At 36.7% G+C, this 12,824-nt stretch carries 12 protein-coding genes; 3 read left to right on the top strand and 9 right to left on the bottom strand.

The window, feature by feature from the left end:
- The first annotated feature begins 471 nt into the window (after positions 1-471).
- Complete coding sequence (locus ACT9TX_RS02680) at positions 472-1,080, top strand: hypothetical protein (RefSeq protein WP_481336659.1); 609 nt, start codon at positions 472-474, stop codon at positions 1,078-1,080.
- Positions 1,081-1,202: 122 nt separating this feature from the next.
- Here ACT9TX_RS02680 and ACT9TX_RS02675 read toward each other — a convergent pair whose 3' ends face one another.
- From ACT9TX_RS02675 to ACT9TX_RS02665, 3 genes are all read right to left on the bottom strand, one after another.
- Entirely contained in the window at positions 1,203-1,943 is a 741-nt protein-coding gene (locus ACT9TX_RS02675; RefSeq protein WP_481336658.1) for a LytR/AlgR family response regulator transcription factor, read from the bottom strand.
- A 5-nt stretch (positions 1,944-1,948) separates the two neighbouring features.
- Positions 1,949-3,874 (bottom strand): tetratricopeptide repeat-containing sensor histidine kinase, encoded by a 1,926-nt coding sequence (locus ACT9TX_RS02670; RefSeq protein ID WP_481336657.1) that lies wholly within the window; start codon positions 3,872-3,874, stop codon positions 1,949-1,951.
- 308 nt (positions 3,875-4,182) lie between these two features.
- The gene (locus ACT9TX_RS02665) at positions 4,183-4,845 is read right to left on the bottom strand and encodes a beta/alpha barrel domain-containing protein (RefSeq protein ID WP_481336656.1); all 663 of its coding nucleotides are present in this window, start codon (positions 4,843-4,845) and stop codon (positions 4,183-4,185) included.
- Between the two features lie 252 nt (positions 4,846-5,097).
- On the opposite strand from ACT9TX_RS02665, the gene ACT9TX_RS02660 reads away from it, so the two are divergent.
- Both ACT9TX_RS02660 and ACT9TX_RS02655 read left to right on the top strand, forming a co-directional pair.
- Positions 5,098-6,123, top strand: coding sequence for a PfkB family carbohydrate kinase (locus tag ACT9TX_RS02660; RefSeq protein ID WP_481336655.1), 1,026 nt, complete (start codon positions 5,098-5,100; stop codon positions 6,121-6,123).
- Between the two features lie 343 nt (positions 6,124-6,466).
- Positions 6,467-6,922 carry a NanQ anomerase/TabA/YiaL family protein gene (locus ACT9TX_RS02655; protein WP_481336654.1) on the top strand — a complete coding sequence of 152 codons (456 nt, stop codon included), beginning with the start codon at positions 6,467-6,469 and terminating at the stop codon, positions 6,920-6,922.
- Positions 6,923-7,054: 132 nt separating this feature from the next.
- Here the strand turns inward: ACT9TX_RS02655 and ACT9TX_RS02650 are convergent, their stop codons facing one another.
- The 6 genes from ACT9TX_RS02650 to ACT9TX_RS02625 form a co-directional block, all read right to left on the bottom strand.
- A complete protein-coding gene (locus ACT9TX_RS02650; RefSeq protein ID WP_481336653.1) occupies positions 7,055-7,603 on the bottom strand; it encodes a GNAT family N-acetyltransferase in 549 nt (182 codons plus the stop codon).
- A gap of 17 nt (positions 7,604-7,620) precedes the next feature.
- The gene (locus tag ACT9TX_RS02645; RefSeq protein WP_481336652.1) at positions 7,621-8,361 is read right to left on the bottom strand and encodes a DUF3667 domain-containing protein; all 741 of its coding nucleotides are present in this window, start codon (positions 8,359-8,361) and stop codon (positions 7,621-7,623) included.
- 94 nt (positions 8,362-8,455) lie between these two features.
- Complete coding sequence (locus tag ACT9TX_RS02640) at positions 8,456-9,442, bottom strand: bifunctional heptose 7-phosphate kinase/heptose 1-phosphate adenyltransferase (protein ID WP_481336651.1); 987 nt, start codon at positions 9,440-9,442, stop codon at positions 8,456-8,458.
- Between the two features lie 2 nt (positions 9,443-9,444).
- Positions 9,445-10,881 carry an APC family permease gene (locus ACT9TX_RS02635; RefSeq protein WP_481336650.1) on the bottom strand — a complete coding sequence of 479 codons (1,437 nt, stop codon included), beginning with the start codon at positions 10,879-10,881 and terminating at the stop codon, positions 9,445-9,447.
- A gap of 71 nt (positions 10,882-10,952) precedes the next feature.
- Positions 10,953-11,531 (bottom strand): OmpH/Skp family outer membrane protein, encoded by a 579-nt coding sequence (locus ACT9TX_RS02630; RefSeq protein WP_481336649.1) that lies wholly within the window; start codon positions 11,529-11,531, stop codon positions 10,953-10,955.
- Between the two features lie 167 nt (positions 11,532-11,698).
- Positions 11,699-12,688, bottom strand: a complete 990-nt coding sequence (locus ACT9TX_RS02625; protein ID WP_481336648.1) for a beta-ketoacyl-ACP synthase III — start codon at positions 12,686-12,688, stop codon at positions 11,699-11,701.
- Between the last annotated feature and the right edge of the window lie 136 nt (positions 12,689-12,824).

The following is a 12,824-nucleotide window of genomic DNA, read 5'->3' as shown; positions in this document are numbered from 1 at the left end:
AGTGGGGTGAGTAACGATAAATTAGAAAATAGGGAGCTGAAAGACTGGTTTTTACGCATCGGTAATACGGGTTTAAACAGTATAACCGATACCATACCTACCACACCCTAAGTTGTAACCAACACAGCCAGTCGTAGCTCGGCTAAACCTTGGTTGTAGTCAGCCAAACCTTGGTTTGTGTGGCCTAATCCTCGGTTGTAACCATTGCAACCGAGGTTTGGGTGGTATAAAGTTGGGTTGCAAATAGACATGTCAATCGTGAGGTAGCCAATCCTAGGTTTGGTTGGGGTAAACCTTGGTTGTAGCCATACAAATCTGTCATTTACCTACACAGTATCTGTTTTTTATCAGGTAATATAGGGTGCGTATTACGTTTTCTTTTATTAACAAAAAAATAACCTGCTTTTTACTTATACAGTATAAACCGTATGCTTTGTATTTTTAAATTAGATAAACAAAAAATTTATAATTATGGACTTTATTCCTTCAAACGAACCGGGGTTGGTAATATGGCTTACCAACTACAAAACAAAAATTGCCACTATTGGCGCAAGTATTGGGCTTACTGCTGCCGAAATAGCTGCCGAGCAAGCGCTTTGCCAAGGTATTATTGACGCTATTAATGTATCTGCTGCAAAAGAAAGTGAATTACTAGCTGCTAATACTGCTAAAACCAACGTGAAAAAAGAGAATATTAGCAGCTTGCGTAAAAGTATTGATGGGCACAAAAAAGATGGGAAACTTACCGATGAGCAGATTCAGGAATTGAAAGTAAAAGGTGTAGCTGCCACTTTTGATGCAGATGGTTACAAAACGGTACTTAGTGTAAACATTGTAGCCAAGCAGGTGCGTGTAAGTTTTGAGAAGCAAGGCGTACAGGGCATTAACCTATACCACCGCAAAAAAGGTAGTGCTAGCTGGCTATTTTTAGCGAGAGCTACCAAAAGCCCTTATGTAGATAATATTGTGCTAGCTGCACCTAACCAACCAGAACATTGGGAATACCAAGCCTACGGTGTAATAGACGATAAAGAAATAGGGCAACCTAGCGATATAGTAGAAGTGGTATATGGGGAATAGGTGATAGGAGATAGAAGATGGTTGATACAAAAAATCCATTTACATACAAGAGATGTAAATGGATTTTTACTTTATCGATGTATTGGTAGCTAATTTTTTGATGGCAATAGTGTAAGTTGGCTTTAGGTTTTTAATACTTGTACACTTTCTATTAAATCGGCATAAATACTTCGGCTAAGTGGAATGGAAATATTGTTGGTTAATAGGATTTCTTCGTAACGTATTTGTTGAATGCAATTGAGGTTTACCATAAATGAACGGTGTACCCTATAGAAATAGGTAGGCAATATTTGGTGTATTTCGTTTAAGGGTTGGCGTATTAAATAATCGTCTGTAAGGGTAAAAATTTGTACATAGTTACCTTTCGATTCTATATACAAAATATCGGCCTTCATTACTTTTATAAATGCGTGTTTTTGTTTGATAAAAATGGCCTTATCAAGTATAATATTGCCTTCAGCAGGCTGAGTATTATTGTTTTTGCGTTGGGCGAAATTCATGAGAGCTACTTCTATGGCAGCGTATAAATCTTCTTCCTCAAACGGTTTTATTAAGTAGGCACTCGGTAGTGTTTTTTTTGCTGCATCAATAGTAGCTCTATCGCTTAGTGACGATATAAATACAAAGGGAATGCTTGCATTGTTTCGTAAGTATTCGGCTACATTAATACCGCTTTTCTCTCCATCAATACGAATATCTACCAATACAATATCTGGCATTACTGCATTAATTGACGCTATAAAACTATCGTAACTACTACAGATATCTACAACCTGATAGCCAGAGGCTATCAACGCTGTTTTAATAAAGTTGCCTATTATAAAATCGTCTTCTACAATGGTAATATTGGTGTTAGTAGCCATGTTAATTAGTTGATAGGTACTGAAATAGTGATTTTTTTGGCATCATCTGTATCAATGGCCATGTTACCTTTTAATTGTGTTACCAATTGCTGTATCATACCCATACCAAACGATGTAGTAGTAGCAGAGGTGGTTATTTGCCCTACACCATTATCTTGGTAGGTAATATTTACAAAGCTATTAGCTGTTTTATTAATGCTGATTGCAATCTGCTTATGGCTAGTGGTAGCAAATGCATGTTTTAGAGAATTGGTAACCAATTCGTTAACGATTAAACCAATTAAAATGGCTTTATCTGTTGCTACCAAAATTTCTGAATCGGCTGAATACTTAAATTCTAAGTTGCCATCTATGGTATTATTAATCACTGCATTGCCAATATCTTTTGTATAAGCTGCAATATCAACATTATCAAAAGATGCGGTGCTACTGAGCGTATCGTACACCAAGCCAAATGATTTAATATAGCTACGCAGTTTTTTTATTTCTGCTTTTGTGTCTATATCTACAACATTGTGGTAAATGCTGGTGATAAGGCTATTGAGCATTTGTAAATTGTTTTTTGTGCGGTGGTTTACCTCGTGAATAAGTGTGGTGAGAAACTCATTTTGCTTTTTACGCCTATATATGCGCCATATAAAAAACATGGTAGATACAGCAATTACAAATAGTGCAACAAAAACGATGATATTTCTTTCGTTCTCTTTTTTTATGGCCAAGTTGGTAGCTTTTAGCACTTTTGTATCACGTTCATAACGTTTCTCAATTTCGGCAATAGCTGCTTGGTTTTTAAGGCTAAAAAGGCTGTCTTTTATTTTGTCGGCATTTATTAAATTGGCAAATGCCCCTTCATAATTACCCGTTGCAGCATCTGCTTCTTGTGTGCGTTCGGCCAATTCTTTAATGCGGTTAAGGCTTGTTCGGCTGGCTGGTAATACATTGAGCGCCTTTTGCGTGAGTAACAACGCTTTTTCGTTGTTGCCCTTATCTAATTCTATTGTGGCTATTTCGTTTAATATGGATTGTTGATAGCTTTTAAAATTTCTACGATTTGCAACGTCTAAAGCAATATCTAAATTTTTTTGAGCCAGATCAAATCGCTTTTGCATACGATATAGCCTACCCATGTTAGAAAAATTTTTAGTACTGTCATAAGGCGAAAAGCCTTTACTACTAAATGGTGGGTTCATTATTTTCTCATGATATTGTACCGCACTATCTACTCTAGCTTTATTAAAATAATCTCTATTAGATAAAATATTACTTAGAGTGCTGTATGCATAAATGATTTGCGCTGTATCTTTTAGTATTTCGGCTTTTTTTAACCCATTTAAGGCGTAGCCAAGTGCCCTAGCACTGTTTTTATTTTCTCTATACGCATCTGCAATAGAAAAGTTGGCGCCTATAATCATATTTGCATAATTGGCACTATCAGCCCTTTTTAACGCAGTAAATAAATATTTTAAAGCCTCATCTGCCTTACCCTGTCTGTTTAAAATAAAGCCAATTAATTGAGGGCTCATATAGTAGCAGTTATCGTTAGGGCTGCTAACACTTTCTGCATATTTACTACTCTCTAATGCCTTTATCTGATCATCTTTTGCAAAATATATTCTGCCCAATTCTAAATAAGCCTCACATTCTAAATGCTTATCTGAGTTGGTTTTGGCTATTTCTATTACATAATTGGCATAAGCCAAGGCTGTATCGCTAACATTTCTACGTAGTGTGCGCAGGTTATTTAGTAAGGGCGAATTTTTTACAATGTTGGGGCTGTTTTGGGCTTGTAGATGTAAGTAAATACTACTTAAAAAAAGTAATATTACAGTTTTATGAAAGTATTTTTTTCTTGAAGATGCTATTAGTAGGATATTGAGCGGATGAAAGTAACTAGATATAGGACTTTTAAAACCACAATATATATTAGGCATTGTTTACTTTTTCTTTAAAAGTACCCTTTTGTTAAGTGCTTTAACTACTTTGTTTAATGTTTTTTATCAGCATCCATTTTTAATTGTATAGAGAGTGTTTTTTATAGTAGTATTTGTACAATTGCCTCGTTTTAACATCAATAAAATTGATTTTTAATACTTTAATTATTGAAAAATATTAGGTATATAATGTGAAATACATATTGATAAATGCATTTTGACAACAAACTTTAGTGTTTACTGCGCCATAAAAAAGCCCAATGCAAGTAAATCGCATTGGTCGTTTTTATGAAAATAGTATTTAGAAATTAGCCTCTTACTGCTTTTACAGTAGCTAGTACTTCTTTAGTAGCAGATTCGATAGTAGCATAGTCTTTTGCTTCTAACAATGCTTTGCTTAATAATTTGCTACCCATACCTACCGCACTTACGCCCGATTTAAACCAAGCGCTAATGTTTTCTTTAGTGGTATCTACACCACCTGTAGGCATAAATATCATGGCAGGAAACAATTCTTTAATCGAACTCATAAAATCAGGGCCCAACATATTACCTGGGAATAATTTTACAAATTTTGTACCTAGATTTTCTGCTGCAATAATTTCTGATGGTGTCATTGCGCCAGGTACCCACAAAATATCAGCTTTATCTGCTACTGCGGCTACTTCAGGAATTAAGCCCGGAGAAATAATATAATCTGCACCAGCTTCAATAAATGTTTGTGCTTGTGCACCATTTTTAATAGTACCAATACCTAAGTAAAAGCCCGGCATTTCAGCGTCTACTACTTTGCGCATTTCTTTAAAGTTAGCCAAAGCAGCTTCACCTCTGTTAGTATATTCTACAGTTTTTACGCCTGCACGGTACAAGGCTCTTAATACTTCTAAGCTTACTTCTGTATCCTTATTGAAGAATAATGGTAAAATACCTTGGTCTTTAATGGCTTGTAAAATTTCTACTTTTTTGCTCATATGGATTGTGTTTGATAATGGAAAAATTAACGTTTGAATGTGTGTATTATAGCCCTTTTTTTAAGCTAATTGCTTAACAAAAGAAGCTCAGTTTTTACAATTTTAAAAGACTTTTCTATGCAAACGAATACGTAGATTTTGTTGCTAATATGCGTTTTTGCACAATAATTTTGAAAATCGATTTGCGAAATAATCGTCAATAAAACAATAACTAATCAATCATCTTACCACTCAAAAAATCAACTAACGATTATGTCTAAAAAAGTTGTAACCCTTGGTGAAATTATGTTGCGTTTATCTACGCCAGATTTCAAACGTTTTGTACAAGCTGATACTTTCGATATCACTTATGGTGGTGGCGAAGCAAACGTATCTGCTGCGTTATGTAACTATGGTTTAAATGGAACTTTCGTTTCTAAAGTACCTAATAATCCTATTGGCCAGGCTGCTATCAATCACCTACGTCGTTATGGTGTAGATACGCAATTTGTAGCTCGTGGTGGCGACCGTTTAGGTATCTATTTCCTAGAAACTGGTGCTTCTATGCGTGCTTCTCAGGTTGTGTACGACCGTGCAGGCGCTTCAATTGCTGATGTTGATGCGAGCGAATTTGATTGGGATAAAATATTTGATGGTGCTGAGTGGTTTCACACTACTGGTATCACACCAGCATTAAGCGATAAAGCTGCTGCTTTAACTTTAGCTGCTTTAAAAGCTGCAAAAGCAAAAGGTATCACTACTTCAATCGATTTAAACTTCCGTAAAAAATTATGGACTAAAGAAAAAGCAAGAGTTGTAATGACAGAGCTTTGCGAGTTTGTTGATGTATGTATTGGTAACGAAGAAGATGCTGATTTATGCTTAGGCTTTAAAGCTGCTAATACCGATGTTACTAAAGGTGAATTAAACCTACATGGTTTCAAAGACATCTTTGCACAAATGAAAGCGAAATTCGGTTTCAAATTCATCGCTTCATCTTTACGTGAAAGCTACAGTGCTTCTGATAATGGTTGGAGCGCTTTAGTGTACGATGGTACAGATTTCTACCACACTAAAGAGTACAAAGTTCGTATTGTAGACCGCGTAGGTAGTGGCGATAGTTTTGCAAGTGGTTTAATTTACGGTTTAGTTACAGGTATGCCAATGGCTGACGCTGCTGAATTTGGTGTTGCTGCTTCTGCATTAAAACACACTATTCCTGGTGACCTTAACCATGCAACTTTAAACGAAGTGAAAGAGCTAGTAAAAGGTGATGGTAGCGGCCGTGTTCAGAGATAATTATCAACTGACAATAACTAAAAAATCCCTCAAGCCTTAGCTTGGGCGGATTTTTTTCTTTGGTAGCCAGCTTTAGATTATCCATTAAACATCGTTGCGCACACTGGAGCGCTTAGTTCTTTTATCGCACACTGCAACGGTTAGTTTAATAATCAACTTTCGCCACAATTTGTACCAATTACTTTGGCTAAAGCCAGTCAATATTTTAGCATTAACCCAAGGCTTAAGCCTTGGGTTAAAACAGAAAAGGTCAGCGGCTTTAGCCAAAGAATTTTAATAGTAAAACCAATATTTTTAATCACATCCTTATTCCCCTTTAGGGGCTAGGGGCAAAAAAGTTTTTATGATAGTAGATACACTTGCCAATGCTGATAAATACACCAGCATTCACCCATTATTTGCAACAGCATTTGAGTACATCAAATCTCAAAACCTAGCCGAACTTGAAATTGGTAAATTTGATGTAGCCGATGGTTTAAAAGCCATTGTAGCTGAAAAAGCAGGCATGACAGCCGCAGAATCCATTGCTAAGTTCGAGTGTCACAGCAACAACATCGATATTCAATTATGTATTCGTGGCCACGAAACCATTGGTTGGAAACCTCGTAGCACTTGTACATCTCAAAAAGGTGAATACAATCCTGAGAAAGACGTGGTATTTTACAATGATGCGCCAGATATGTATTTCAATTTAACTGATAGCCAATTTGCTATTTTCTTCCCAGAAGATGTACACGCACCAATGATTGCAGTTAATGACCAACCCGTTAAAAAGTTGGTAATGAAAGTGAAGATTTAGTGAGTGATTAATTTTAGAATCCCCCAACCTTTAGAAAGGTTGGGGGATTTTTGTACTCTCTCAACCATACCTTTAACTAGTTCTTTATTGTTAATCGGTTTAAAAACTATCATCACCAAAAGCAATGATTAACTACTGCGTAAGTACTTTTTCAAATGCTTTTCTTGGTGCGCCACCAAAAAATATCTCGCCACAGTAGGTGTAGTGCAATTTGTTTAAAATTTTCAGCATTGGTAAATTGTCAAAATTGGTATCTACTTTTATGCTGTACACTTTTTTGGCAACGCATAGGGTTTCTATCATGGTGAAAAGCTGTGTGGCAATACCTTTTCCTTTTACCGCATTAGCTGTAGCCACTCTATGAATAGCTGCATAATCACCATTGGTTAGCCATTTGCCATCAATCACATTATAAGCAGGTTCTACACCAAAAATGATGGCCGCATAAGCTATTATTTCAGCATCTTGAACAAGCACATACCCATAACCATTGATAATATCATCGGTTACGGTTTGCGCATTAGGATAGCCATGTTGCCATTGCTCGCTACCATCTTGCTTGCGCTGTGCAATGGCTTGCTGCAAAATAACCCATATAGTTGCTTGGTCTGCATACACTGCTTTTCGTAGTTCTATTTGGAAGGTGCTTTCAAGGTTTTGAAATGTTTGGTCTCTAATCAAATTGTAAGTCCAGAATATTAATGATGCTTATTTGCAAGCATTGTTACAAGATCTGCAATTAGCCCTACCACTACATAGCTAAAGGTAAATAGTAAATAACCCAATATGTAGGCAAAAAAGGCTTTTACATAGCTCATTACCTTGCGTTTATCATAAAATTGGGCTATTACAAAAGTTGGGTATGCAAAGCCAACTATTAGTATAAAAGCTTGAAATACTTTTTCATTCATTACGCCTACAAAAAAAGTTTGCAGCGTAAACAAAACCATGCCTTGCCCACTAATAAAACATAGCAGTATCATGATTTCATAGAAATTGTAGGGATATTTTTTAAACAATAATTTTACTAACAATGCTATAAAAAAGCCCTCCAAAATGCTAGAATAGCCATAATGGCTTTGTATCCATTGCAGAATATCGCCTACATGCGATTTACCAAACTTCATCTTTTCTTTACTATTGTATAGTTCCTCTACATGAAAATAGTGAGATACCCACGTGAACAACAATGAGGTAAGAATGAGAAACGCAATAGGCTTCATATGCTTGCTTCTATCGGTTTCTATGTATGCTTTAATGCTATCTCCAGGTCTTCTAAACAATTCTTTAATAGTATAGAAAAAGCCTTTTTCAAAATGAAATAAATGCAACAGTTCATGCGAGATATAATGCTTGTCAATGCGCTTTAAGGTTACTGCTTGGCCACAGTTAGCGCAATAGTTTTCTGTTACGTTGTGGTTACAATGTGTGCAATTCATGTGTGGGCAGTTTCAGTTTGGTATATAGGTTAGTTTTTGGTAGTTCGTATTACCATTTAAGCTTTAAAATGGTTGGCAATCTGTACAAGAAGTTTTACCCCAACAATATCTCACATTCTTTCAACAACTTCTGTTTATTAATGGCAGCAGTACCCACTTCTTCGCATACCAAGCCGCCAGCAATATTTGCCATTTCGGCTGCAAGATTCATGTTTTTGGTAGTAGCGTACACAAGCGAGGCAACTGCAATTACGGTATCGCCTGCGCCGCTTACATCTGCTATATTGCGTATGTGCGTAGGGATAATATTGGCTTCGGTAGCATCTTTATAAAACACACCTTTTTCCGATAAAGTGATAAAAGATATGTTGTGTTGCAATTGCGCCTGCAACTGTGTGTGTACCTCGTTTAAAGTGGCTGTATTTACCGCTTCTAGGCTAATATTTAGGCCTTCTTTTACTTCTTTTAAGTTGGGCTTAAACATATCTACCCCTTTGTAGGCAAAAAAGTTCTTACGCTTAGGGTCTACCGTGGTTACAATGCCATTTGCCTGGCATAAGGCAATTAATTGGCCTATTAAACCTTCGGTCAGTACGCCTTTGTTATAGTCTTCAAATATTACCACATCGGGTTTATCATTGGCAATGCACAGTTGTACCTGTTGCAGTACTTGGGCTTGCAAGTCAGTAGAAATATCGGTAATTAACTCTTCATCAAGGCGCATCATTTGTTGGTTACGGCTTATGATGCGTATTTTATTGGTGGTAATTCTATCGCTAGCGGCTAATAAATATTGGGTATTAATGTGTTGTTCTTGGTAGAGTTTGGTTAAGGTTTCGCCATCCTTATCAGCACCAATTACAGAAATGATAAAAGTTTGCGCACCCAAAGCCACCGTGTTTAAAGCCACATTACCAGCACCGCCAATGCGGTATTCTTTGGTGTCTACCGCTACCACAGGCACAGGTGCTTCGGGTGAAATACGCTCTACATGACCCCACCAATACGTATCTAGCATTACATCGCCTATAACGGCTACTTTTTTACCCTTAAAAGCCTCGAATAACTGCTCAAAATTCATAACTAAGCTGCTTGCTTTTTATTTGCGACCGCAATGTAATACAAAGGAATACCTATTAACACAATGATTAAGCCCGGCCAAGTGTATTGCGGTTTGTAAATCATTAATAAAGTACAAAATGCAGCCCCCATTAACATATATAAGGCTGGTAAAATAGGGTAGCCAAATGCCTTATAAGGTCGCTCAGCATTTGGTAGTTTTTTACGCAAAATAAAGATACCCAAAATGGTAAGAATGTAAAACAACACCACCACAAACGAAATCATATCTAGCAAGTCGCCATACTTACCACTTAAACATAGTATTGAGGCTACCACACATTGCGCCCACAAAGCCCATTCAGGTACGGCATTTTTGTTTAAAGTGCTTGCTTTTTTAAAGAACAAACCATCATTTGCCATGGTATAATATACCCTTGCACCAGCCAGTATTAAACCATTGTTACAGCCAAAAGTAGATACCATAATTAGCAAGGCAATTAAGGTAGTACCAAACGAAGGAAAGATAGCATTGGCAGCAGTTACAGCCACACGATCATCTTTGGCAAAAGCAATTTCGTTTAGTGGTAAAACATTCAGGTACATCAAGTTGACAGAGATGTAAATGGTGGTTACGATAAGCGTACCAAGGAATAAACTTAAACCAATATTGCGTTGTGGATTCTTCATTTCGCCAGCAATAAACGTGACGTTGTTCCAAGCATCGCTACTAAAAATACTGCCTACCATACTTGCTGCAATAGCGCCTAATAAAGCACTGCCAGAAATACCCATCCAAGATACATTGGTAATACTTAATGCCTCAGAAGCCTTGGTAGCAGCAGCTTGTGTAGATACCAAACCAGTTTGCCAGTTTTCTGCCCAGTAACTATGCTTTACCAAGATAAAACCAAATACAATTAAGCCTAGCAAAGCCAATAGTTTAGCAGACGTAAATAAGGTTTGTATAAACTTACCTTCTTTTACCCCACGAGAGTTAATATAAGTGAGTAAAATAATGATGAATATGGCCACCAACTGACCAGAGTAAATTTTGATAATGCCCAAATCGAATAAGAAATAATTATTGCCCAATTCTGGTACTAAATAAGCCAAAAACTTAGAGAAAGCCACGCCTACCGCAGCAATAGTACCGGTTTGAATTACTGAGAAAAAGCTCCAACCATATAGAAAGCCCACCAAAGGATTGTAAGCTTCTTTTAAATACACATATTGGCCACCCGCTTTAGGAAACATCGCACTTAATTCGCCATAGCTAAGGGCTGCAATTAAGGTCATAAACCCTGTAATAAGCCACACTGCAATTAACCAGCCTGCACTGCCTACATTACGTGTTATATCTGCACTTACAATAAAAATCCCCGATCCAATCATGCTGCCAGCTACAATCATCGTGGCATCTACTAAACCCAAAGTTGGTTTAAAGTTGGTATTACTCATAAGCTTCTAATTAAAAATCCCATCCTGTTAGTTTGGATGGGATTGAAAGATAATAATTTGCTGTGGATGAACTATTTTTTCTTAGGGTATTTTTCGTTCAAGCCTTTAATTAAGTCTTTGGTAATATCGTAGGTACTGTCTTTATAGTACATCAATTCACTAGAACTAGATAAGATAAAAGCGTAAGTTTTATTCTTGTTGTATTCTTTTAAATAGTCTTCAATTTTCTTTTTAACGTCTAGTAATTTTTTAAAACGCTCATCTTGAATTTCTTGACTCTTTTGTTGTTCGTTTGCTTGAATTGCTTTTTGGCGTTCTTCTACATCTTGGTTGGCTTTAGCTGCTTCCATTTGTGTCATGCTTTGGCCTTTTGCTTGGTATTCTTTTACTTTTTCTATGTAGGCATTTCTTTGTGCCAATAACTCGCCTCTTTTTTGTTGCTCAGAAGCAGCTAATTCTTTACTTATTTCTTTGTAGTATTCGAAACCAGATTCTAATGAATCGCTTTCAAAATAAGCTATTTTAAAGCCAGTATTTGTTGCGCCAGTAGTAGGTGCTGCCACCGTTTTTTTATTAGCAAATTGCAAGTAAAATAATACAGCTACCGCAATAACCAAAGCCGCGTTTAAACCAATTGTAAAATTTTTCATGTAACGTTTTTTGGGTTGTAAAAATAATGGCAAAAAAGAATTGGAATTTGTTAATTGTATTGTCTGAACCTGGATTTAGTAGGATTGTATGGATTTTTTGGATGACATTATAGGAATAATAATCCTCGTAATCCCCAAAATCATTCAAAATCCCCGTTCAGACTAATCTAAAAACCCCATTTAATTAAAGTAGCGCCCCAAGTAAAGCCACCACCAAAGGCCGCTAATACAAGGTTATCACCTTTTTGAAGTTTGTCTTGCCAATCCCACAGGCAAAGTGGTATGGTAGCTGCGGTAGTATTGCCATAGCGGCTAATGTTTATCATTACTTTGTCTTTAGATAAACCCAATCTATCAGCAGTAGCATCAATAATTCTTAAATTAGCTTGGTGTGGTACTAACCATGCAATATCATCACCTGTAAGGCCATTTCTTTCAAGCAATTCTGCACTTACATCTGCCATACCTTTTACAGCAAACTTAAATACTTGCGTACCTTCTTGATGAATAAAATGCTCTTTAGCCAAAACCGTTTCTACACTAGCAGGGTGTAGCGATCCACCACCTTTCATGTACAGTAAGTTTCTGCCGCTACCATCACTTTTTAATAAGCTATCTTGTACACCGTAGCCTTCTGTATTTGCTTCAAGTAGTACTGCGCCAGCACCATCACCAAATAAAATACAGGTATTTCTGTCGGTATAATCAACAATGGCACTCATTTTATCAGCACCTACAACCAATACTTTCTTATATCTACCACTTTCTATGTAGCTAGCGCCTGTAGTAAGGGCAAATAAGAAGCCACTACATGCAGCACTTAAATCGTAGCCAAAAGCATTATTAGCGCCAATTTTATCACCAATAATATTTGCCGTAGAAGGAAACATCATATCTGGCGTAACTGTAGCGCAAATGATACAATCAATGTCTTTTGGGTCTAGGTTTTTCTTACGTAAAATTTCTTCTACTGCTGGTACAGCAAGGTCGCTAGTTGCAGCACCAGGCGTGTTTAAAATGCGTCTTTCCGAAATGCCAGTTCTTGTTCTAATCCATTCATCGTTGGTAGCTACCATTTTCTCAAGGTCAAAATTCGTCAACTTCGTCTCAGGTACATATCCACCAATTGCTGTGATGGCAGCTGTAATTTTAGTCATGTTCATTCATCAATTGTTAAACGTCGGGCGAAAGTAAGGTTATTACCCCTCTTTTAAAACTTTGCTAACACTGCTGAGATAAAAATGTTTCAATAAGTTCTGTCGTATATCTCAAATCTCAAACCAAACCAATATT

This window comes from Parasediminibacterium sp. HNIBRBA5674, from assembly GCF_056745525.1.
This window is presented reverse-complemented; position numbering and strand designations above follow the sequence as displayed.